Source organism: Brachybacterium timonense (genome assembly GCF_900258505.1).
GTDB lineage: Bacteria > Actinomycetota > Actinomycetes > Actinomycetales > Dermabacteraceae > Brachybacterium > Brachybacterium timonense.
Genome location: NZ_LT984895.1, coordinates 1,501,313 through 1,522,787 on the forward strand (window position 1 = coordinate 1,501,313; position 21,475 = coordinate 1,522,787).

The following is a 21,475-nucleotide window of genomic DNA, read 5'->3' on the forward strand; positions in this document are numbered from 1 at the left end:
TAACGGCATGGCCCGCGATCTCCGCGTGAGGCGCAGGTGTGAAGGGTGTTGCTCACGCGTCGGCCAAGTGTGTGTGCGTCGGTGTTCACGCTGTTGACATGCGCGGGGCCGCGGGCCGACGAGAACGGGCCCGACCATCCGGCCGGGCCCGTTGGGGGTGGGCGATACTGGGATCGAACCAGTGACCTCTTTCGTGTCAGGAAAGCGCGCTACCACTGCGCCAATCGCCCTTATGTCGATCCGAAGATCGTTATGACAGTCCATGGACTGCGGTGCCTCGCGACCATAGCGCGAGATGCGAGGTGGGTACGGGATTCGAACCCGTGTACACGGCTTTGCAGGCCGTTGCCTCGCCTCTCGGCCAACCCACCGTGTGAGCGGTGATCGCTGCGAGCGGACGACGGGACTCGAACCCGCGACCCTCACCTTGGCAAGGTGATGCTCTACCAACTGAGCCACGTCCGCGTAGGCAGGTGATCCGGATTCGGGTCTCGCTGCCGACGAAGGAATAGGTTAGGCCCACCAGTGCCCGGTGCGCAAACCGTGGCGGCCCGAGGTGGCCAGCGTCACCGTTGCTGCCGTGGGGGCGGCAGCTCTGGGGGTCTGTGGGGACGGCGCGTGTGCGCTTATTGGCAGAGCGTGGTCGTTGTACGGCCGGAAGGAGCGGCACCCTCGCACCCGATGCTTGTCGGAGGTCACATCCCAGAATGTGCGCCCGCGACGAGACCCCGTGTAATATCGATCAGGTTCCTCCGCTGAGAGGAACAGCCCCCGGGCGATTGGCGTAGTGGTAGCGCGCTTCCTTCACACGGAAGAGGTCACTGGTTCGATCCCAGTATCGCCCACGAAGGCTCCTCGGAGTCCTTCACGCGGACGTGGCTCAGTTGGTAGAGCATCACCTTGCCAAGGTGAGGGTCGCGGGTTCGAGTCCCGTCGTCCGCTCCCGCAGGCAGAGCCCCGGCAGATGGATGCCGGGGCTCTTGTCGTCTCTGAGCACCATGCGCCGTCATGTGCCGTGCCGCGTGCAGCACCCCTCATCGCCGCACCTCGCGCTCGTAAGGGCGGGTGTGCTCATGCGTGCCCGTTGCCCTGGCACTCTCTGCGCTCTCGAAACGTTCCTGTCGCAGGACTGCGACATGGCATCCTTGCCCTGCGACACCGATGCGACCAGCTCGCGATGAGCGGTCCGTAGCGTGGTGATCACGGACGGCAGGGGGTCGTCCGATGAGCTGAGGAGTAAAGCCATGACCCGAACCAGGATCCTTCCCCGCGTGACGACATCCGCTGTCAGCATCGCGGCCATTGCTGTGATCGCCAGCGGTTGCTCGCTGGGCATTGGCAGTGGCGATGGCGGGGACGCCCCTGCCGGTGGCGGAGCGGACCAGGAACAGCCCGAGAAGCCCCAGGGCGGCGACTCCGAGGATGCTGAGGCGAGCGACAGCGGTCAGAGCGATGAGGCCGACGATGCTGACGAGGCCGCAGAGTCCGGCGACGCCGCGGCATCGGACGGCGGTGGTGACACCGTCGTTGATGAGGACGCTGCGGCCGCGGGAGTGGACCCGAGCACGGTGGGTGATCCGATCGCTTCTGCTGAAGCGCCCGCGATCGTCGAGGGCGACCCCGAGGCCACCATGACTGTGAACCTGCACAGCCTTACTCGCAGTGGTGAGACTGTGGTCGCGGTTTACTCCTTCCAGGTGCACTCCACGCACACCGATCACCAGGATGACCTTTACGATTATTTTGGCGGCGACGGGTGGCATCCCTTCCTGATCGACACGAAGAACCTCAACCGTCACGACGTGATGACCGGTGACGGGAGTGCCCAAACCGACTACATGGGCGGTGAGTTCCGGCCCGGTCAGACCTTCTACGCCTACGCCGTCTTCGCGGCGCCGCCGGCGGACGTCACCACGATGGACGCCTCCCTTTCCGACGGCGCCCCGATGGCCACGGGGGTTCCGCTGCGATGAGCCGCATGACCCGACGCGCCGCTATCGGCGCCGCACTTGTGCTCGCGCTCCCGGCTGCCGCGCTGGCAGACGGGGACGAGAAGAAGAACGTCACCCCGCTGAACCGGAACATCTCGGAGCTGAATCGGAACATCACACCCATGCAGTCTGTCGAGAGCTCCGAGGACTCGACCACCATCACGCTGCAGACCGACATCCTCTTCGAGTTCGGCAAGGCCGAGCTGTCCGGAGCGGCATCCACCAAGATCGGGGAGATCATCACGGACATCCCCCAGGGAGCCACGGTCTCCGTCGACGGCCACACGGATGACATCCCGTTCTCCGGGGATGGTGGAAACCAGAAGCTCTCCGAGGATCGAGCCCAGGCCGTGGCCGACGCCATCACGAAGAGCCGTAAGGACCTCAACCTCAAGGTCGCCGGACACGCTGAAAGCCAGCCGGTGGAGAACCCGTCGGGGGAGGATGCGAGCGCTGCTCGCGCGAAGAATCGCCGCGTGGAGATCCGCTATGACGGCTGATCGCTGGGCGCTCGACCCCACCGCACAGCCCGGGGGCGGGGTCTCGCCCCGCCCCCGGATCCTGCTGGTGGATGACGACGAGACCATCCGTGAGCATCTCACCGGTGTCCTGCAGCGCTCCGGCCTCGAGGTTGAGGTCGCCGAACACGGTGCCGCCGCGCTGGACGCCATCTCCCGGCAGTTGCCGGACCTCGTCGTGCTGGACGTGATGATGCCGATCATGGATGGACGTGAGGCGCTGCGCCGCATCCGTGCCGAGCATGCTGCGCTGCCGGTCATCCTCCTCACGCAGGTGGGGGAGAGCTTCGAGCGGGCCGCCGCACTCGATGAGGGCGCTGACGACTACCTCAACAAACCCTTCGACCCGCAGGAGCTGATGGCCCGCATCCGCGCAGTCCTGCGGCGCAGCGGCAACGGCACCGGCACCCTGCGCGCCTCCCAACGGCTGATCGCCGGTGACCTTGTGCTGGACCGTACGGCCCGTCGGGTGCTGCTCGGCGGACGGGAGAAGCAGCTGACACCGCGGGCTCTGGCACTGCTGGAGTTCCTCATGATCCACCCCGACGAAGTCTTCGACCGCGACCGCCTTTTGCAGACCGTCTGGGGTTTCGACGCGGTGGTCACCACCCGCGCCGTCGACCACCGGGTCGCGGAGATCCGCAAGACTCTCGGGGACGACGCCGGCACACCCGTCTGGATCGAGACCGTGCCCTCCCTCGGATACCGCTTCGTGCACAAGGTCGATCGCGGATGAGCCGACGCTCGCTGCTCCTGGTCGTGGGCCTGCTAGTCGTCCCGCTCGCGCTCGGGACTCTGCTCACTCTCATCGGCTGGCTCGTCGAGCCGGACCTGATGCTCCTCGCCGAGGTGCCGCTGCATCGCCTACCGATCCTCGCGGCACTGATCTGGGTGGTGGTCGCCGCCCCCGCGCTCGCGGTCCATGGACTGTGGACTCGCCGCGCCCGCCGCGAGCACGAGCAGCTCACACGTGAACTCACCGCGAGCCGTCACCGCCTCGTTGCCCGCCTCGACCACGAGATCAAGAACCCGCTGCAGGGCATCCGGGCTGCACTGGCCGACGAACCCTCGGACCGGCAGCGCGCCAGCATCGACATCCAGTCCAAACGGCTGATGACGCTGCTGCGCGATCTGCGCAAGATCGGCGAGGTCGAGCACATGCCCCTCGAAACACAGCTGGTCGACCTGCCGTCGCTCACCCGTGAAGCTGTCGGCGCGACCATGGATCTGCCCGGCGCCCAGTCGCGACGCTGGGAGGTGGCATTCCCTACTGCCCCGCGACCGCTTCCGCCTGTTCACGGAGATGAGGACCTGCTGTTCCTCGCCCTGCTGAACGTGCTCGGCAACGCCGTGAAGTACTCCGCCGATGGTGACGCGATCGAGGTGCGCGGACAGACCGCGGACGGCATGGTGACCGTGGAGATCGCCGACACCGGACGTGGCATCCCGCCCGCTGAGCAGGAGCTGGTGTGGGAAGAACTGGGCCGCGCGCAGGAGGCCCGCGGTATCGAAGGCTCCGGGCTGGGTCTGCCGATGGTCCGCGCGATCCTCGAAAGGCACGGCGGGAGTGCGACCCTCGAATCCTGGCACGGCGAGGGGACGCTGATCAGGCTGCGCCTGCCGGCAGCTGCTCCCGCGGCGTGAGGTGATTGCCCGCGATCATGCAGCGCACTGAGCCGCCGGCCGTCTCGATCGTAGGGACCGGCACGACCAGCAGTCGAGTGCGCTGCTCGATCTTGCGGCGCTGCTGAGCCGTGAGCGCGAAAGCCGCGGTCTCGCTCATCACGAGCACCGTGCCGTCGCGCCCCCGCAGCTCGATGCAGTTCCCCGCAAAGGAGCGCACCTGCTCCTCGGAGATCTCTACAACGTGATGCCCGGTCGCCTGCAGGGTGTCGATCACCTCGGCGCGACGGGCAGGATCGCGGATCAGCTCCGCGCCGACCAGAGCGAGCTGCTCGCCCACACTCATCAGCACGTTCGTGTGGTACACCGGCACGCCGTCCGCATCGGTCGCGTCGAAGACGATCGGCGAGTAGCCGCGGTCGATGCAGAACTCCCGCAGCAGGCCCTCGTCCATCCGCCGGGAACGGCAGGCGTAGGCGACGCGATGCACGTGATCCAACACCATCGCGCCGGTTCCTTCGAGGAACAGGCCGTCATCCTCACGTGGTGAGTAGTCGACCACACGCCGCACCACGAACTGCTCGCGCAGGCGACGCAGCACATCCTGCCGACGCTCATGCCTGCGATTCGGCGCATACAGCGGGAACAGACACACCGTGCCGTCCGCGTGCGTGGTGATCCAGTTGTTCGGGAAGACGCTGTCCGGACGGGTCATCGAGGCGTCATCGAAGACGCGAACTTGGACACCGCACCGACGCAGGGCTGTGGCCAGACCGGTGACCTCACGCCGGGCGCGCGCCGCGATCTCGACGGCGCTTCCGCTCGCATCCGACTGGAAGGCGTTGTCAGCGAGCGTGGCCGGGTTCGGTGTGAAGTGGCGGGGCCGAATGAGGAAGACCGCAGCAGGGGACTGGGGAGCCCGCAGCGCCTCTGCCGACGGCAAAACTCCGCACGCCGAGCGGGCAGCGGCGATGGGGTGCGCCGCCAGCTGATCCGTCACCGTCAGCCCACCGGGGAGAAGACGCTGATGAGCGAGAACAGATCCTTGGGATCGTTCGGGTTCGCCACAAGGTCGACATCGCCCATCAGCTCCGTGCCGCGGTTCGCGTCGCGCGCGTAACGCAGGCCCGAGAAGTCCGAAATGGCGAAGCCCACCGAATCAAAGATGGTGACCTGCTCAGCGCTGGTGCGGCCCTTGGCACGTCCTGCAATGACCTCCCACAGCTCAGTCACCGGGAAGTCAGCTGGCTTCTGCTGAATCTCACCCTCGATGCGGGTCTGCGGGGTGAACTCGACGAAGACAGGGCCGAGGTCAAGGACCCCGGGGGCGAGCTCGGTCTTGCCCGGACAATCACCGCCGATCGCGTTGAGGTGCATGCCTGGCGTGACCATGTCCTCGGTGAGGATGGTCGCGAGTTGTTTGTCGGCCGTGCAGGTGGTGACGATGTCCGCCCCCTCGACGGCTTCGCCTGCGCTGGCCGCGTGGTGAATGCGGAAACCGAGCGGCTCCAGGTTGCGGCGCATCTTCTCCATCGCTGCCGGATCCACGTCGAAAATCCGCAGATCCTCGATGCCCAGGACAGCTCGGAAGGCGAGAGCCTGAAACTCGGACTGCGAGCCGGAGCCGATCATCGCGCTGACCCGCGCATCGGGACGGGCCAGGTGCTTCGCGGCCATCGCTGAGGTCGCGGCCGTGCGCAGGGCGGTCAGCAGCGTCATCTCCGCCAGGAAGATCGGGTACCCGTTGTCGACATCGGCCAGTGCACCGAAGGCGGTGACGGTCTGAAAGCCGCGTGCCGGATTCATCGGGTGACCGTTGACGAACTTGAAGGAGTACAGCTCACCGTCAGAGGTCGGCATGAGCTCGATCACGCCGAAGGGCGTGTGGGATGCGACCCGGGGAGTCTTGTCAAAGCGCTCCCAGCGCCGATAGTCGTCCTCCACGTACCCGGCCATACCGCGCAGGATGTTCTCGGCACCATCGCGTTGGATCCAGCGCGCCATCGCCTGTACATCGAGCAGATCCGTCATCGTCATCTCCTTCGGGTGTCATCGCCCAGAGCGCGTTGGCAGCGCGCGTGTCGTGCACGACCCTAGGAGGCGCATAGTGCGCGCTCCATTGCTGGATTGCGCGAATTGCGGCGCGGCGATGTGCAGACTGCGCCCCCTGCTCTAGCATTCTGCGCATGCCGGCTCTCAGCGATCTCGACCAGCGGTTACTGTCCGCGCTGCGCCGCGACGGCAGAGCGCCCGTCACTCAGCTGGCCGTCCAGCTCGGCGTCTCCCGCGCCACCGTCAGTACGCGGATGGAAGCGCTTGCCGCGCAGGGGGTCATCACCGGGTACACAGTCCGGGTGCGCGAGGCCACCGCCGTCGGCCAGGTACGTGCGATGGCACTGATCGAAGTCGAAGGGCGCACCACCGACCGGGTGATCGCCAAGCTGCGGGGCTTCGAGGAGATCCAAGCTCTCCACACCACCAACGGCGGCTGGGACCTCGTCGCGGAGATCATCTGCCAGGACCTCGCCGCCTTCGATGGCGTGCTGCGACGGATCCGCGGGATCGCCGGGGTTGTGAACTCGGAGACCTCCCTGCTGCTGAGCTCCGTGCTGCGCTGAACCCTCGACGGCCCCGGACTACCATGGCGGACGGAACCGGCATCGTGGGCCGGTTCGAACCGCACCCAAGGAGAACGCCATGGCGCAGCACGCCATCACCCTCGACGGATCCGCCCATTCCATCGAGCCGGGCACGACCGGAGCCGACCTGTTCCAGGGACGCACCGAAATCATTGCCCTGCGCATCGACGGAGAGCTGAAGGATCTGCACACCACTCTGACCGAAGGGCAGAGCGTCGAGGGCGTCGAGATCACCAGCGAGGATGGCCTGGCCATCCTGCGCCACTCGACCGCGCATGTGCTCGCCCAGGCCGTCCAGAAGATCAACCCCGATGCGAAGCTCGGCATCGGCCCGCCGATCACCGACGGCTTCTACTACGACTTCGACGTCGCTGAACCCTTCACCCCCGAGCAGCTCAAAGCGCTCGAGAAGGAAATGGCACGCATCGTGAAGTCCGGGCAGCGATTCATGCGTCGCGAGATCAGTGACGACGACGCACGTGCCGAGGAAGCCTCCGAGCCGTACAAGCTGGAGCTGATCGGCCTGAAGTCCACCGCTGACGAGGCTGCCGAGGGCGCCAGCGTTGAGGTCGGTGACGGCGGCCTGACCATGTACGACAACGTGGACCGACGCGGTGAGACCGTGTGGACGGACCTCTGCCGCGGCCCCCACCTGCCCAACACCAAGCTGATCGGCAACGGCTTCGCTCTGACCCGCTCGGCGGCCGCCTACTGGCGCGGCAGCGAGAAGAATCCGATGCTGCAGCGCATCTATGGCACCGCCTGGGCCTCGAAGGAGGACCTGAAGGCCTACCAGGAGAGGATCGCCGAGGCCGAGCGCCGCGACCATCGCCGTCTGGGCAGCGAGCTGGACCTGTTCTCCTTCCCTGACGAGATCGGCTCCGGCCTGGCAGTTTTCCACCCCAAGGGCGCGATGATCCGCATGGAGATGGAGAACTATTCGCGGCAGCGCCACGTCGAATCGGGCTACTCCTTCGTGAACACGCCCCACATCACGAAGGGGCAGCTGTTCGAGACCTCCGGCCACCTGGACTGGTACCGCGAGGGCATGTACCCACCCATGCACATGGACGAAGAACGCGACGCCGAGGGCACCGTCACCAAGCAGGGCCAGGACTACTACCTCAAGCCCATGAACTGCCCGATGCACAACCTGATCTTCCGCTCGCGCGGCCGCTCCTACCGTGAGCTGCCGCTGCGGCTGTTCGAGTTCGGCACCGTGTACCGCAATGAGAAGTCCGGTGTGGTCCACGGGCTGACCCGCGCGCGCGGTTTCACCCAGGACGACGCGCACATCTATTGCACCCGCGAGCAGATGCGCGACGAGCTCACCACGCTGCTCACCTTCGTGCTGGACCTGCTGAAGGACTACGGCCTGGATGACTTCTACCTGGAGCTGTCCACCAAGAACCCCGAGAAGTTCGTGGGCGATGACGGCACCTGGGAGGAAGCGACTCGCACCCTGGAGGAGGTCGCCACCGCCTCCGGTCTCGAACTCGTCCCGGACCCGGGCGGCGCCGCCTTCTACGGCCCGAAGATCTCGGTCCAGGCCAAGGACGCCATCGGCCGCACCTGGCAGATGTCCACCATCCAGCTGGACTTCAACCTGCCTGAGCGCTTCGACCTGGAGTACACCGCGTCCGACGGCTCCCGCCAGCGCCCAGTGATGATCCATCGCGCGCTGTTCGGGTCCATCGAGCGTTTCTTCGGCGTGCTCGTGGAGCATTACGCCGGTGCCTTCCCGGTGTGGCTCGCCCCGGTGCAGGTCGTCGGCATCCCGGTGGCAGCCGACTTCGTGCCCTACCTCGAGGAGGTTGCCGCGAAGCTGCGTGCCCGCGGCGTGCGTGTGGAGGTGGACGCCTCCGACGACCGGATGCAGAAGAAGATCCGTACCCACACGAAGGAGAAGGTGCCGTTCCTGCTGATCGCCGGTGGTGAAGACCGGGACAAGGGCGCTGTGTCCTTCCGTATGCGCGATGGCTCTCAGGACAATGGCATTCCTGTGGACGAGGCCGTTGAGCGGATCGTTGCCGCCATCCGCGACAAGGCACAGGTATGAGCACCGACGGGCAGCAGGAGCCGGCGACCGAGGACGCGGGGCGGTTCGTCGGCGTCCCCGACGACACACAGCGTCTGTGGACACCGCATCGTGTGGCGTATATCGGCGGGCAGGACAAGCCAGCTGACCCGTCGGACCCGCGGCAGTGCCCGTTCTGCGCCGCACCGGATCGTAGCGACGAGGACGCTCTGATCGTGCATCGCGGTGAGGTCGCCTACGTGATCCTCAACCTGTATCCGTACAACGCCGGACACCTGCTGGTGTGCCCGTACCGTCACGTGGCGGATTACACCGACCTCACCGAGGACGAGGTGCACGAGGTCGCCGAGCTCACCCGCACCGCAATGACGGTGATCCGCGAGGTCTCCCACCCCGCTGGTTTCAACCTGGGCATGAACCAGGGTGACGTGGCCGGGGCCGGGATCGGCGCACATCTGCACCAGCATGTGGTCCCGCGCTGGCTCGGTGACGCAAACTTCTTGCCTATCATCGCGCGCACCAAGGCGGTACCTTTCCTGCTCGCCGACACCCGGCAGACGTACGCCGACGCGTGGCCGTGAACAGGCCGGCGGTGCACGTGACCGGGCGCGGGCGCGCGACAGCGTCAGCGGCGTCGGCTCCGTCCACGATGGGCCGGGGCAGTACCCGGTGCGCACCGCTGAGGGACACTGCCTGGGCTACGATGATCGCGGCCGCCCACACAGTGCGCGAGCGTAGGGGAGAAGGGGGAAGCACGGCCGCATGAGCACCACCAGCGCCCCATCGCGCCCGCAGCGCCCGGCGCCTCACGCCGCAGACGCCGGGTACGGCTACGACGTTGAACGCGTGGATCCGCAGCGCCCGAATCAGCTCGGGCCGAGCCGTTCCACGGGTACGGGTAAACGGTCGCTTGTGCGCCTGATCCTGCGGTGGGGCGGTCTGCTCGCCTCCGCTCTCCTTGCCCTCGTGGGCATCGCCATGCTGATCTGGTTCGTATTTCGGCCGATGGGCCTGGGTACATCGTTGGTGGCGTTCACCGCGGCGCTCGTGCCGGTAGCGATCGTGTTCATCGCGGTGTGGTGGGTCGATCGCTACACCCCGCAACCAGTGGGCTCCCTGGTGTATGCCTTCGTGTGGGGAGCGGTCGGTTCGGTGCTGCTGACCCTGGTGGTGGGGCCGTGGTTCACCGCATGGATCTCGCCGGAGAAGCCAGCGGAAGCCACCGCGCAGTTCCTCGGTGCCGCGATCCAAGCGCCTGTGGTGGAGGAGTCCTTCAAATCCCTCGGCCTGCTTCTTCTCGTGCTCGTGGCACTGATCCCCGGGCGCAGCCGACTCATCGCCGGTCCGATTGACGGTGTGGTGTACGCGGCGCTCATGGCAGGTGGCTTCGCCTTCACAGAGAACATCCTGTATTTCGGCAACTCCTTCCAGGCAGCGCAGACCGCCGGAGAAGTCGGCGTGTTCTGGCAGACCTTCCTTCTGCGTGGTCTGCTCTCGCCCTTCGCCCATGTCTCCTTCACCGCACTGTGCGGTCTCGGGCTGGGCATAGCGGCGGAGCGGCGCTCCTTCATGCTCCACTGGGGCCTTGGTCTGGGTGGCCTTGCCGCGGGCATGCTCCTGCATGCCCTGTGGAACGGCTCCACATTCTTCATCGAGGTCGATCCCGCGAACCCGCTCCAGGGGTTCCTCACCTACTACGTGACCGTGCAGGTGCCGATCTTCCTGCTGCTCGCGGCGATCGTGGCGTTCCTCCGACTGCGCGAACGCTCCATTCTGCGCCGTCAGCTATCCGACTATGGGCGCGCCGGATGGTTCTCTCCTCACGAGGTGACCGTGCTGCTGTCACTGCGTACACGCCACCGTGCCGAGCGCTGGGCTGGCCGTCACGGCGCGATCGCCCGCATGGCGATGCGCGATTTCATCTCCCAGTCGATCAAGCTGGCGATGGAGCGCCACAGCGCCATCCATGCGCGACGCACCGAGGCGAGCCGACGCCGCGAGCGGGAGCTGCTTGAGAAGATCACCGCTGATCGCCGTCTGATTGGTGCGCTCACTCGTCCGGTGGTGCGCACGGGCACCTGAGCGGGCACCCGTACAATGGACCGGCGCTGCCGATCACCTCGGCGCTGCCATCTGCATTGCCATCTGAGTCGACATCGCCAGCTGACATGGCGCTGTCGACTGCGAGCGGGAGGAAGAACCATGGCCGGGCATTCCAAGTGGGCGACCACGAAGCACAAGAAGGCTGCCATCGATGCCAAGCGCGGCAAGCTGTTCGCCAAGCTGATCAAGAACATCGAGGTCGCTGCACGCACCGGTGGCCCCGACCCGGCGGGGAACCCGACGCTCTTCGACGCGATCCAGAAGGCCAAGAAGTCCTCGGTCCCCAATGACAACATCGACCGCGCCGTCAAGCGCGGCGGTGGCCTCGACGGCGGCGGGGTCAACTACGAGACCCTCATGTACGAGGGGTATGCCCCCGGCGGTGTGGCCGTGCTTGTCGAGTGCCTCACGGACAACAAGAACCGTGCCGTCTCCGATGTACGCCTGGCCTTCAACCGCAATGGCGGCAACATGGCGGATTCCGGTTCCGTCTCCTACATGTTCGAGCGCAAGGGCGTGGTGACCCTCCCCAAGGGCGAGCACACAGAGGACGAACTCCTCGAGGTCGTGCTCGATGCCGGTGCCGACGAGATCCTCGACGAGGGAGAGACCTTCGACATCCTCTGCGCTGCCACAGATGTGGTGGCGGTGCGCACCGCTCTGCAGGAGGCGGGCATCGACTACGACAGCGCCGAGGCACAGTTCGTGCCGAACATCCGCACCCAGGTCGACCTCGACGGCGCCCAGAAGGTGCTGCGCCTGATCGATGCGCTCGAGGACAGTGACGACGTCCAGAATGTGTTCTCGAACCTCGACATCCCGGACGACGTCGCCGCCCAGCTGAACGACGCTGAGTGATTGCGGTGGCTCCTGACTCGTCGATGAGTCCAGGTGGCTGCCGCATCCACGCGCGCCTGGACACCAGGTGATGCACCGATGAGTCTGCGGGTGATGGGTGTTGACCCCGGCCTGACGCGCTGCGGCTACGGCGTGATCGACGCCGCCGGAGCGCGCAGTGCACGACTCGTCGACGTTGGCGTGATCCGCTCCGATTCTGAGGAGACGATCGACCGTCGGCTGCTGGCGATCGCGGACGGTCTGCGCGAGAAGATCGACGCGCATGCGCCGGATATCGTCGCCGTGGAGCGCGTGTTCAGCCAATCCAACACCCCGACGGTGATCGCCACCGCCCAGGTGTCCGGTATCGCGATCCTGCTCGCTGCAGAGCGCGGCATCGACGTCCAGATGCACACGCCCTCGGAAGTGAAGTCCGCCGTGACGGGCAGCGGACGCGCGGACAAGAAGCAGATCCAGCGGGTGCTCGTGCGCCTGCTGGATCTGCCCGCGCCGCCGCAGCCCGCCGATGCCGCCGACGCCGTCGCGATCGCACTCACCCAGCTGTGGCGCGGCCGCGGACCGGTACGCCTGGACTCGACCGGTGGAGCTCGCACGAGCGCCCAGGCTGTCTGGGCGGAAGCGGAACGACGTACACGACGCGCCCGGGAGCGCTCCACCTCCCGCTTCTGATCGAACATCCGTTCTACAGTGTTGCCGTGATCTCCACTCTGACCGGCCGCGTGACCCATATCGGCCTCGACCAGCTTGTGCTCGACGTGCATGGTGTCGGTTTCTGTGTGCGCACGACGCCCGAGGCGCTGGCCTCCACCCGGCACGGCGGTGAGCTCACGCTGCACACCGAGCTCGTGGTGCGCGAGGACGCCATGACCTTGTACGGCTTCCCGGAACGGGAGGAAGCTGACATTTTCCGCCTTGTGCAGTCGGTCTCCGGCATCGGGCCACGCATCGCTCTTGCTGTTCTGACCGTGTTGGAGCCGGAGGAGCTGCGCCGTGCGGTCGCCGAGCAGGATGCGAAAGCCATCGCCCGCACTCCCGGGATCGGCCCGAAGGTCGCCTCCCGCATGATCCTCGAGCTCGGCGGGAAACTGGCCCCGCCCACCGCCTCGGCAGCACCTGCTGCCCCCGCCCCGGCGGCGACGTCTGGGGTGAACGACGACGTTGTCGAGGCGCTCATCTCGCTGGGCTGGCCGGACAAGGCTGCCCGCAACGCTGTGGATGCTGTGCATGAGGAGATCCCGGAGGCAGAGGATGCCGGTGTGCTGCTGAGGGCGAGTCTGCGCCGGCTGGGGAGCAGCCGATGAGCGCTGTGACCGGCTCCGACGGGGAGCGCCAGGAGACCGACCACGATCGGGAACCGATGGGGGATACAGGACTGGTGCGCCCGGACTCCGGTGCTGCCGAACGGGCCGCGGAGGCAGCGCTGCGTCCACGCCATCTCGAGGAGTTCGTCGGCCAGCACGTTGTGCGTGACCAGCTCTCCCTGGTGCTCCAGGCGGCCCTCGCGCGGGGTCGTGCCCCGGAGCATGTGCTGCTGTCGGGCCCGCCGGGGCTCGGAAAGACCACACTGGCCATGATCATTGCGGCCGAACTCGGAGCGCCGCTGCGCATCACCTCGGGCCCGGCGATCCAGCACGCCGGTGACCTCGCCGCGATCTTGTCCTCGCTCGATGAGGGCGAGGTGCTGTTCCTCGACGAGATCCATCGTCTGGCCCGACCGGCTGAGGAAATGCTCTACATCGCGATGGAGGACTTCCGCGTCGATGTCGTGGTGGGCAAGGGCGTGGGCGCCACCTCGATCCCGCTCGAGCTTCCGCCGTTCACCGTGGTCGGCGCGACGACGCGGGCTGGTCTTCTGCCGGCGCCGCTGCGTGACCGCTTCGGGTTCGTCGCCCACCTGGACTACTACCGTCCTGAGGAACTCGAGCAGGTGGTCACCCGCTCCGCGGAACGCCTTGGGATCGACATCGACACCGACGCAGCCGCTGAGATCGCCTCGCGTTCCCGGGGGACCCCGCGCATCGCCAATCGGTTGCTGCGCCGCGTGCGCGACTGGGCGCAGGTGCGCGGCAGCGGCACACTCGACCTCGAGGCGGCGCAGGCCGCACTGACCGTGTATGAAGTCGACCAGAGCGGCCTGGACAGGCTTGACCGCTCGGTGCTCTCTGCGCTGTGCACCCGCTTCAACGGGGGACCGGTGGGGCTGTCCACCCTCGCGGTCGCCGTCGGTGAGGAGACCGAGACCGTGGAGACCATGGTCGAGCCGTATCTTGTGCGCGAAGGTTTCCTCGTCCGCACGCCGCGGGGTCGTCTCGCCGCCCGCGCCGCATGGGAGCATCTTGGCCTGCCTGTTCCTGATGCGCCCGACGGACCGTCCCTGCCACTGGGACGGTTCTGATCCGCCGCTCGCGGGATGCTCTCGAACCCCGGACCGTTTCATGGCGAATGAAAGGCTCGGACCGTCACTGTCGGCAGGCTCCCGGGCACGCACGATAGGGCGGGTACAGTAGGACGGTCACAGGCGCGCTTCCGGGCGCGCCCTCCTCACGTCGAAAGGGCTTTCGTGGATCCCCTCCTCATGCTCCTCGTGATCTTTGCGGTGATGATGCTGCCGATGCTGCTGATGGGCAATCGCCAGCGCAAGATGATGCGTGAGCAGCAGGAGCGGCTCAGCCAGCTCGAGATCGGGGACGAAGTGCGCACCCACTCGGGGTTCTACGGGCTGATCGTCGATCAGTACGACGATGTGGTGATCCTCGAGACAGAGGACGGCTCGCAGATGAAGTGGGCTCGCAACGCTATTTCTCAGAAGGTCGAGGAGCCTGCCGCAGCCGATGCGTCCGATGATCTCGACGCCGACGACACGGGCGGTGACGCTGGCGCGTCCCACGAGCCCAGTGGAACCGACAGAGACGTGCCCGGCGTGACCGGCTCCGCCGATCGCGATCGCTGATCACCGCTTCGTCCTCACCCGTCAAGGAAGCTCGCCTTATGCCCGTACGTCGTGTCTTGCTCGGTGCACTGGCGGCCATGATCATCCTGCTCGGCAGTGTGATCGGGCTCGGTGTTGCGCGCGGGGGTTGGCAGCCGGCCCCGAAGCTCGCCCTCGATCTCGAGGGCGGAACCCAGGTGATCCTCACAGCCTCTTCACGCGACGGCAGGCCCGTCGATACGCAGACGATGGAGCAGGCGCGCCAGATCATGGCGCAGCGCATCAACGCCATGGGTGTTGCGGAGACCGAGATCACCGTGCAGGGTGGCACGAACATCGTGGTCGAGGTGCCGGGTGCGATGGACCAGGCCACCTCCAATGCCCTGCGGCAGACGGCCGCCATGTCCTTCCGTCCCGTGATCGGGGTCATGCCGCCGGAGGCGACGGCCTCGGATGCCGGCGGTGCCTCCGATGCAGGGGGCGCGTCTGACGCAGGCGGCGCCAACGGGAAGGATGAGACCTCCGCACCTCCGGCAGACCCGTCGAAAGAGCAGTTCCGCGGGCCACTGACGTCGAAAGGCGATGAGGGCGAGCAGTCTCAGGCCGACGACTCTGAGCCGTGGTCCCAGTCCTGGGCCACACCTGATGTGCTCAGCGAGCTGTTCTCTGCTGACTGCACGAATCCCGCTGCCCAGCGTGAGGCCGCTCAGAGCGCCCCCGCGGACAAACCGCTTGTGGTGTGCGACCCCTCCGGCACCATGAAGTACCTTCTCGGGCCCGAGGTTGTGCCGGGATCGGCGATCAAGGAATCCACCGTCGGCTCCGACACCACCCCGACCGGTCAGCCCACCGGCTTCTACGTGGTCAACATGGGTTTCAAGCCGGAGGCCGCGCAGGACTTCTCCGGCATGACCAAGGCGTTGTTCGACCAGCAGGGGGCCACCGACCAGTTCGCGATCGTGCTCGATGGCGTCGTGATCTCCGCCCCGCGCGTGGAAGCGCCCTCCCCGGACGGCGAAGCCTCCATCTCCGGAAACTTCACGCATGAGCAGGCGAAACTGCTCTCCGACCAGTTGCGCTTCGGCGCTCTGCCACTGGAGTTCACTGTCTCCAGTGAGCAGCAGATCTCCGCCACACTCGGCTCGGATCAGCTGGAGAAGGGCCTCATCGCCGGCCTCATCGGGCTGGTGCTCGTGGTCGCATACGCGTTCTTCCAGTACCGAGTGCTGTCCATCGTGACGACCTCAAGCCTGGTGGTGATGGGCCTGCTCGCGTACGGCACCATGACGGTGCTCTCGAACATCCCGGAGATCGGGTACCGCCTCTCGCTCGCTGGCGTCGTGGGCCTCATCGTGTCGATCGCCTTCACCGCAGACTCGTTCATTGTGTACTTCGAACGCGTGCGTGATGAGATCCGCGATGGCCGCGGCATCGTCGCCGCAGTGGACCACGGATGGCGCCGTGCCAAACAGACCATCCTTGCCTCCGATGCGGTGAACATCATCGCGGCCGTGGTGCTGTACCTGCTGTCCACCGGCGGCGTGCGCGGCTTCGCGTTCACGCTGGGCCTGGCCACGGTGCTGGACCTTTTGGTCGTGTTCCTGTTCACCCATCCGATGCTGCAGTCCCTGGTGCGTACACGGTTCTTCGGCAAGGGGCACCCGTGGAGCGGCCTTGACCCAGCGGCACTCGGACGGAACGTCCCCGCCTATGCGGGGCGTGGCCGCGTGCGGTCGGTCGCTGAGCGCGGTCGACGCCGCGGCAGGGATGAGGAGCCGACGCGGGAGACGCTCGCTGAGCGTAAAGCGCGCCTGGCGCGTGAGGAAGCGCACGAGGCAGAGTCGAGCACGCCGAGTGGCGAGGGGGAGGAAACCCGATGAGTGCGACCTTCGCCCAGTTCGGCAATGACCTGCATGCTGGTCGGCGCACCCTGCCGATCGTGCGGCGTCGAAAGCTCTGGTACATCATCAGCGTGGTGCTGCTTGTGCTGCTCGGCTCCGTGGCAGCGCTCCGCGGTGTGAACCTCGGAATCGAGTTCACCGGCGGCTCCGAGTTCCAGGTCTCGGGAGTGGCCAGCACGGACCAAGCACCTGCGCGTGACGCCGTGCGCGAGGTCGTCCCGGACAACGAGCCGAAGATCACCGTGTTGGGCTCTGACACTGTGCGTGTGCAGACCGCGCAGTTGGACTCCGAGCGCACCTCCCAGCTCGCCCAGGACCTGGCGCGCACCTACGACGTGCCCGCCGACAACGTGTCTAGTTCGTACATCGGCCCGATCTGGGGCCAGGACGTCACCGGGAAGATGATTCGCGGTGTCGTGGTGTTCCTCGTGCTCGTCGGTGTCGTGATGGCGCTGTACTTCCGGAACATCAAGGCCTCCACCGCCGCGATGATCGCGCTGGTGCACGACATGCTGGTGACCGCCGTGGTGTACGGCGTCGTTGGTTTCGAGGTCACTCCGGCCACGATCATCGGCTTCCTGACGATCCTGGGATACTCGCTATACGACACGATCGTCGTGTTCGACAAAGTGCGTGAGAACACAGCAGACTTCGGCTCTCGCACCGATCGGACATTCGCTGAGCTCGTGGAACTCGCGGCGAACCAGACGGTCATGCGGTCGATCAACACCTCGGTGGTCGCGCTTCTGCCCGTCGGCTCGATCCTTGCGATTGGTGCGTTCCTGCTGGGTGCCGGCACGCTGAAGGACATTTCCCTTGCCCTCTTCATCGGTATCGTCGCCGGCACCTACTCGTCGATCTTCCTCGCTCCGGGCCTGCTGGTGGATCTGCGCCTGCGCGAGCGTTCGATTCGTGAGCACACTGCTCGCGTGGAGGCAGCGCGGCGGGACGTGACACCGGGTCATGCGGCTGCAGCGGATGGCGCGAACCCTGCCGACGTCCTTGGTGACGCCGTCGACGATGGAGCTGACAATACGGCCGACGATACGACTGACCACCCAGCTGATTCTCGCGATGACGCTGCTGATGCCAGTATCGAAGCCGGGCAGACGCCCGAATCGGACACCGACAACCCCGTCCGCGTCGGCACCACGCGGATCCAGCCTCGGCGCACGCCCCGTCGCCGACGCACAGGCCCCACCCAGAAGAGGAACCCATGAGCGTGACCGGCCCCATCGACACCCCGGAGCAGATGGATGAGCTGCGTCGCAGCCACATCGCCGAGTTCCCTGACTTCCCGGAACCCGGCATCCTGTTCCGCGACATCACCCCGCTGCTCGGCGACGGTGACGCCCTGCGCCGCGTGATCCGCTACTGGTGCTCACTCCTCCCGGAGAACATCGAGTACGTGGTGGGCACCGAAGCTCGTGGCTTCACCCTGGGAGCGCCGCTCGCCTATGAACTGGGTGCCGGTTTTGTCCCCGCCCGCAAAGCAGGCAAGCTGCCTGGTTCCCCGCGCACCGTGCGTTATGACCTCGAGTACGGGTCTGCAGCTGTTGAGATCCCGGCGAAGGCTTTGCCGCGCGGTGCCCGCACGCTCGTGGTCGACGACCTGCTGGCTACGGGTGGCACGGCAGCTGCGACCATCGATCTCACCCGCGAGTTCGAGGTCGAGCTGCTCGGTGCCTCCTTCCTCATCGAGCTGCAGGGTCTGAACGGCCGCGATCGTCTGCCCGGCGTCGACATCACCACCGTGTGGTCGATCCCGAACTGATTCGCTGACCGCTGACGTGGTCTGCCTCGCACTGCAGCACTGAGCGGTGCGGCGTAGACTGGCACGTCATCGAGGAGGTGAGCTGTGGATCGACCAGTATCGGAGCAATCGACACGCGATTCGACGCCGTCCGCGCCCTCCGCCTCCGCACCGCCGTCTCCTGCCCCACGACCTGACGTGCCCCGTTGGCGCGGCTCCCTGCTGCCGTTCTTCGGCGCGCGCCAGACGACTCCGGCTGATCGTCTGCTCGCACCGCTCCTGCAGACCATGACAAAGGTCAGCCCGAAGGAGGACACCACCCTCGTCCAACGGGCCTACGCCGTTGCTGAGCGCGCGCACCGTGGCCAGTTCCGCAAGAGCGGTGACCCGTACATCACTCATCCTGTCGCGGTCGCGACGATCCTGGCCGAACTCGGTTCTCCCGCCGAGGTCGTCGCGGGCGCCTTGCTGCACGACACGGTGGAGGACACCGACTACTCGCTCGAGGCCCTCGCCGCTGAGTTCGGCGAGGTGATCGCTGTGATGGTCGACGGCGTCACGAAGCTTGACAAGGTCACCTACGGCGAGGCCGCACAGGCGGAGACCGTGCGCAAGATGATCGTGGCGATGAGCCGCGATGTGCGTGTTCTGCTGATCAAATTGGCCGACCGTCTGCACAACGCCCGCACCTGGAAGTACGTGGCCTCCTCCAGCGCAGAACGCAAGGCGAAGGAGACCCTGGAGATTTATGCGCCGCTCGCGCACCGGCTTGGCCTGAACACGATCAAATGGGAGCTGGAGGACCTGTCCTTCCAGGTGCTGTACCCCAAGGTGTACCGGCAGATCGCCACACTGGTTGCCCAGCATGCGCCGGCACGCGAGCAGTACCTCACCACCGTGTCCGAGCAGATCCAGGAGGATCTGCGTAAGGCGCGCATTAAGGCAGAGGTCACGGGGCGCCCCAAACACTTCTACTCGATCTACCAGAAGATGATCGTGCGAGGCCGCGACTTCTCGGACATCTACGACCTGGTGGGCATCCGTGTGCTGGTCGAATCCGTGCGCGACTGTTACGCAGTGCTCGGCACGATGCACGCGCGCTGGTCGCCGGTGCCGGGACGCTTCAAGGACTACATCGCACTGCCGAAATTCAACCTGTACCAGTCGCTGCACACGACGGTGATTGGCCCCACCGGCAGGCCGGTGGAGATACAGATCCGCACCTACGAAATGCACCGACGCGCCGAATACGGCGTGGCCGCCCACTGGAAGTACAAGGCGATGGCGAACGGCGGCCGGGCCGCGGGTGGCGGTGAGGACGCCGCGTGGCTGCGCCAGCTGATGGACTGGCAGAAAGACACTGCCGACTCCGGTGAGTTCCTGGACTCGCTGCGCTTCGAGATCACCACGCAGGACGTGTACGTGTTCACGCCGAAGGGCGACGTGCTCGCCCTCCCGCAGGGTGCCACACCGGTGGACTTCGCCTATACGGTGCACACCGAGGTGGGGCACCGCACGATCGGCGCCCGAGTGAACGGCCGACTGGTCTCGCTGGAATCGGCGCTGAAGACCGGCGACGTCGTTGAGGTGTTCACCTCGAAGGTGGAGGATGCCGGGCCGAGCCGCGACTGGATAAGCTTCGTCAAAACACAGCGGGCTCGTACCAAGATCCGCCAGTGGTTCTCGAAGGAACGCCGTGAAGAGGCGCTCGAGAAGGGGAAGGACGAGCTCTCGCGGGCTCTGCGGCGCCAGGATCTGCCGATGCGACGCCTGCTCACGCATGAGGCACTGCAGTCCGTCGCGGGTGACTTGAACCTCGCAGACGTCGACGCCCTGTACACGGCGATTGGCGAGAACCACGTCTCCGCCCAGCGCGTGGTGGAGAAACTGGGCGCATGCTTTGGCGGCAGTGAGGGCGCTGAGGAGGACGTCACCGAGGTGACGATGCCCTCCAAGGTCCGCGGAGCAACCACCCGGAAGGAGCACCACACCGCTGAGACCGATCAGGGGGTTGTGGTCGATGGCCAGAGCGACCTGTGGGTGAAGCTCGCGAAGTGTTGCGCCCCCGTGCCAGGTGATCCGATCATCGGTTTTGTCACCCGCGGTGCAGGAATCTCGGTGCATCATGCGCAGTGCACGAACGCCGCGCAGCTCACGGAGCAACAGCCGGACCGCATCGTGGATGTGCATTGGTCGGGCAGACACGGCGCCACGTATCTCGTGCATATCAAAGTGGAAGCGTTGGATCGTGCCCGTCTGCTGACGGACCTGGCACTGGTGATCTCCGAACAGCAGGTGAATCTAAAGTCTGCCTCCGCGCAATCGGATGCGGACAGGCTTGCCACGGGATTCTTTTCCTTCGAGCTGGCTGATCCGGCGCATCTGGCGTCTGTCCTCGCGCAGGTTCGCCGTGTGGAAGGCGTTTATGACGTCTACCGGGTGACCGCCGATGGTCGAGCGGTGGACTCGCGTGCGCCGATTCCGCACAGTGAGGGCGCTCCTGCCCAGGCCTGACTCGCAGCCAGGATGCGTTGCCGCTCTCGGGCCAGCCGCATCCCCGGTTTCCCCCGGGATGCTTCCAGCTGCATCGTCAGCTCATCGGCGTCCAGGTGTCCACTGCGCAGCAGAGGTGGCAACCAGGTGTGCGCCGCGGCGGGGTCGTCGTCCCGCAGCAGGTCGATTGCTGTGCGCACAGGAACGGTGAGAGGCGCCCCGGCACGCAGCTCGATCTGGGAGGGTTCCGGCATCGTGGTGCGCACTCGCACGGCGCTGATCACGGTGCGATGCGCGGAACTGAGCAGCACCGGGATCCGGGGCGGTGTGCCACCGACCATGACCCATGCTGCGGACGCACCAGCCACTACATGGTCTGGCCGTAGCGCACTGCCTAGCGCACAGCCGAGCATGAGGATCCGTGAGACAGGGTCGGCCATCAGATCCGGTGGTGCATAGCACCCTGCCATGACCCGGTGCAGCAGCCCGTCACGGACCATCCCGTCGGTCGAGGGGGAGTCCGGCCAGCGCAGAATCCATGCGGCGCGCGGCTCGGCCAACTCTGCCGCGTGTCGCGACCAGGCCAGGCAGGGAACGTGTTCAACCATCCATCCAGCGTGTCCGCATCT

Annotated in this window: 20 protein-coding genes and 5 tRNA genes; 19 read left to right on the plus strand and 6 right to left on the minus strand. The window is 66.4% G+C overall.

Features of this window, described 5'->3' with window-relative positions:
- Positions 1-158: 158 nt before the first annotated feature.
- The 3 genes from C8271_RS06605 to C8271_RS06615 form a co-directional block, all read right to left on the minus strand.
- Positions 159-230, minus strand: a tRNA-Val gene (locus C8271_RS06605).
- 70 nt (positions 231-300) lie between these two features.
- Positions 301-371 (minus strand) — tRNA-Cys (locus tag C8271_RS06610).
- Between the two features lie 21 nt (positions 372-392).
- Positions 393-465 (minus strand) — tRNA-Gly (locus C8271_RS06615).
- A gap of 308 nt (positions 466-773) precedes the next feature.
- Here C8271_RS06615 and C8271_RS06620 point away from each other — a divergent pair.
- The 6 genes from C8271_RS06620 (at position 774) to C8271_RS06645 (ending at position 4,153) form a co-directional block, all read left to right on the plus strand.
- Positions 774-845: transfer RNA gene (locus tag C8271_RS06620), tRNA-Val, on the plus strand.
- A 24-nt stretch (positions 846-869) separates the two neighbouring features.
- Positions 870-942 (plus strand) — tRNA-Gly (locus C8271_RS06625).
- A 302-nt stretch (positions 943-1,244) separates the two neighbouring features.
- On the plus strand, positions 1,245-1,973 hold the full coding sequence (locus C8271_RS06630) for a hypothetical protein (RefSeq protein ID WP_245920987.1): 729 nt from the start codon (positions 1,245-1,247) through the stop codon (positions 1,971-1,973).
- Positions 1,974-1,978: 5 nt separating this feature from the next.
- Complete coding sequence (locus C8271_RS06635) at positions 1,979-2,491, plus strand: OmpA/MotB family protein (RefSeq protein ID WP_170957817.1); 513 nt, start codon at positions 1,979-1,981, stop codon at positions 2,489-2,491.
- On the plus strand, positions 2,481-3,245 hold the full coding sequence (locus C8271_RS06640) for a response regulator transcription factor (RefSeq protein ID WP_106506639.1): 765 nt from the start codon (positions 2,481-2,483) through the stop codon (positions 3,243-3,245). Before C8271_RS06635 ends, C8271_RS06640 begins: the two co-directional genes overlap by 11 nt.
- A complete protein-coding gene (locus C8271_RS06645; RefSeq protein WP_106506640.1) occupies positions 3,242-4,153 on the plus strand; it encodes a sensor histidine kinase in 912 nt (303 codons plus the stop codon). Before C8271_RS06640 ends, C8271_RS06645 begins: the two co-directional genes overlap by 4 nt.
- Here the strand turns inward: C8271_RS06645 and ctlX are convergent.
- Positions 4,116-5,132 (minus strand): citrulline utilization hydrolase CtlX, encoded by a 1,017-nt coding sequence (gene ctlX, locus C8271_RS06650; protein WP_245920989.1) that lies wholly within the window; start codon positions 5,130-5,132, stop codon positions 4,116-4,118. The two genes, C8271_RS06645 and ctlX, sit on opposite strands and share 38 nt — an antisense overlap.
- A 2-nt stretch (positions 5,133-5,134) precedes the next feature.
- On the minus strand, positions 5,135-6,163 hold the full coding sequence (locus C8271_RS06655; protein ID WP_106506642.1) for an ornithine cyclodeaminase: 1,029 nt from the start codon (positions 6,161-6,163) through the stop codon (positions 5,135-5,137).
- Between the two features lie 155 nt (positions 6,164-6,318).
- Here C8271_RS06655 and C8271_RS06660 point away from each other — a divergent pair, with 155 nt between their 5' ends.
- The 13 genes from C8271_RS06660 to C8271_RS06720 all read left to right on the plus strand — a co-directional run bounded on the left by C8271_RS06660 (position 6,319) and on the right by C8271_RS06720 (position 20,867).
- Positions 6,319-6,750: an Lrp/AsnC family transcriptional regulator gene (locus C8271_RS06660; RefSeq protein ID WP_106506643.1), complete on the plus strand. Its 432-nt coding sequence runs from the start codon at positions 6,319-6,321 to the stop codon at positions 6,748-6,750.
- A gap of 79 nt (positions 6,751-6,829) precedes the next feature.
- The gene (gene thrS, locus C8271_RS06665) at positions 6,830-8,830 is read left to right on the plus strand and encodes a threonine--tRNA ligase (RefSeq protein ID WP_106506644.1); all 2,001 of its coding nucleotides are present in this window, start codon (positions 6,830-6,832) and stop codon (positions 8,828-8,830) included.
- Positions 8,827-9,390 (plus strand): HIT family protein, encoded by a 564-nt coding sequence (locus C8271_RS06670; protein ID WP_106506645.1) that lies wholly within the window; start codon positions 8,827-8,829, stop codon positions 9,388-9,390. Before thrS ends, C8271_RS06670 begins: the two co-directional genes overlap by 4 nt.
- A 181-nt stretch (positions 9,391-9,571) precedes the next feature.
- On the plus strand, positions 9,572-10,891 hold the full coding sequence (locus tag C8271_RS06675; protein WP_106506646.1) for a PrsW family intramembrane metalloprotease: 1,320 nt from the start codon (positions 9,572-9,574) through the stop codon (positions 10,889-10,891).
- Positions 10,892-11,011: 120 nt separating this feature from the next.
- Positions 11,012-11,770 (plus strand): YebC/PmpR family DNA-binding transcriptional regulator, encoded by a 759-nt coding sequence (locus tag C8271_RS06680; protein ID WP_106506647.1) that lies wholly within the window; start codon positions 11,012-11,014, stop codon positions 11,768-11,770.
- Positions 11,771-11,848: 78 nt separating this feature from the next.
- Entirely contained in the window at positions 11,849-12,439 is a 591-nt protein-coding gene (ruvC, locus tag C8271_RS06685) for a crossover junction endodeoxyribonuclease RuvC (protein WP_106507928.1), read from the plus strand.
- A gap of 26 nt (positions 12,440-12,465) precedes the next feature.
- The gene (ruvA, locus tag C8271_RS06690) at positions 12,466-13,071 is read left to right on the plus strand and encodes a Holliday junction branch migration protein RuvA (protein ID WP_106506648.1); all 606 of its coding nucleotides are present in this window, start codon (positions 12,466-12,468) and stop codon (positions 13,069-13,071) included.
- Positions 13,072-13,127: 56 nt separating this feature from the next.
- Entirely contained in the window at positions 13,128-14,165 is a 1,038-nt protein-coding gene (ruvB, locus tag C8271_RS06695; RefSeq protein WP_106507929.1) for a Holliday junction branch migration DNA helicase RuvB, read from the plus strand.
- 165 nt (positions 14,166-14,330) lie between these two features.
- The gene (gene yajC / locus C8271_RS06700; RefSeq protein WP_281260362.1) at positions 14,331-14,720 is read left to right on the plus strand and encodes a preprotein translocase subunit YajC; all 390 of its coding nucleotides are present in this window, start codon (positions 14,331-14,333) and stop codon (positions 14,718-14,720) included.
- A gap of 38 nt (positions 14,721-14,758) precedes the next feature.
- A complete protein-coding gene (secD, locus tag C8271_RS06705; protein WP_106506650.1) occupies positions 14,759-16,579 on the plus strand; it encodes a protein translocase subunit SecD in 1,821 nt (606 codons plus the stop codon).
- Complete coding sequence (gene secF, locus C8271_RS06710; protein ID WP_106506651.1) at positions 16,576-17,820, plus strand: protein translocase subunit SecF; 1,245 nt, start codon at positions 16,576-16,578, stop codon at positions 17,818-17,820. The genes secD and secF overlap by 4 nt, the downstream gene beginning before the upstream one ends.
- Positions 17,817-18,374 (plus strand): adenine phosphoribosyltransferase, encoded by a 558-nt coding sequence (locus C8271_RS06715; protein WP_106506652.1) that lies wholly within the window; start codon positions 17,817-17,819, stop codon positions 18,372-18,374. Before secF ends, C8271_RS06715 begins: the two co-directional genes overlap by 4 nt.
- Before the next feature lie 84 nt (positions 18,375-18,458).
- Positions 18,459-20,867 (plus strand): RelA/SpoT family protein, encoded by a 2,409-nt coding sequence (locus C8271_RS06720; protein WP_106506653.1) that lies wholly within the window; start codon positions 18,459-18,461, stop codon positions 20,865-20,867.
- Here the strand turns inward: C8271_RS06720 and C8271_RS06725 are convergent.
- Positions 20,786-21,454 carry a hypothetical protein gene (locus C8271_RS06725; protein ID WP_106506654.1) on the minus strand — a complete coding sequence of 223 codons (669 nt, stop codon included), beginning with the start codon at positions 21,452-21,454 and terminating at the stop codon, positions 20,786-20,788. The two genes, C8271_RS06720 and C8271_RS06725, sit on opposite strands and share 82 nt — an antisense overlap.
- Positions 21,455-21,475 lie beyond the last annotated feature (21 nt).

Excerpts from the sequence above, each read along its gene's own strand:
- C8271_RS06725 (WP_106506654.1), bottom strand. The coding sequence starts at position 21,454 with ATGGTTGAACACGTTCCCTGCCTGGCCTGGTCGCGACACGCGGCAGAG.
- C8271_RS06640 (WP_106506639.1), top strand. The coding sequence starts at position 2,481 with ATGACGGCTGATCGCTGGGCGCTCGACCCCACCGCACAGCCCGGGGGC.
- C8271_RS06655 (WP_106506642.1), bottom strand. The coding sequence starts at position 6,163 with ATGACGGATCTGCTCGATGTACAGGCGATGGCGCGCTGGATCCAACGC.
- C8271_RS06680 (WP_106506647.1), top strand. The coding sequence starts at position 11,012 with ATGGCCGGGCATTCCAAGTGGGCGACCACGAAGCACAAGAAGGCTGCC.
- C8271_RS06670 (WP_106506645.1), top strand. The coding sequence starts at position 8,827 with ATGAGCACCGACGGGCAGCAGGAGCCGGCGACCGAGGACGCGGGGCGG.
- C8271_RS06660 (WP_106506643.1), top strand. The coding sequence starts at position 6,319 with ATGCCGGCTCTCAGCGATCTCGACCAGCGGTTACTGTCCGCGCTGCGC.
- C8271_RS06675 (WP_106506646.1), top strand. The coding sequence starts at position 9,572 with ATGAGCACCACCAGCGCCCCATCGCGCCCGCAGCGCCCGGCGCCTCAC.
- C8271_RS06630 (WP_245920987.1), top strand. The coding sequence starts at position 1,245 with ATGACCCGAACCAGGATCCTTCCCCGCGTGACGACATCCGCTGTCAGC.
- C8271_RS06635 (WP_170957817.1), top strand. The coding sequence starts at position 1,979 with ATGACCCGACGCGCCGCTATCGGCGCCGCACTTGTGCTCGCGCTCCCG.
- secD (WP_106506650.1), top strand. The coding sequence starts at position 14,759 with ATGCCCGTACGTCGTGTCTTGCTCGGTGCACTGGCGGCCATGATCATC.
- ruvC (WP_106507928.1), top strand. The coding sequence starts at position 11,849 with ATGAGTCTGCGGGTGATGGGTGTTGACCCCGGCCTGACGCGCTGCGGC.
- C8271_RS06645 (WP_106506640.1), top strand. The coding sequence starts at position 3,242 with ATGAGCCGACGCTCGCTGCTCCTGGTCGTGGGCCTGCTAGTCGTCCCG.
- secF (WP_106506651.1), top strand. The coding sequence starts at position 16,576 with ATGAGTGCGACCTTCGCCCAGTTCGGCAATGACCTGCATGCTGGTCGG.
- ruvB (WP_106507929.1), top strand. The coding sequence starts at position 13,128 with ATGGGGGATACAGGACTGGTGCGCCCGGACTCCGGTGCTGCCGAACGG.
- C8271_RS06715 (WP_106506652.1), top strand. The coding sequence starts at position 17,817 with ATGAGCGTGACCGGCCCCATCGACACCCCGGAGCAGATGGATGAGCTG.
- thrS (WP_106506644.1), top strand. The coding sequence starts at position 6,830 with ATGGCGCAGCACGCCATCACCCTCGACGGATCCGCCCATTCCATCGAG.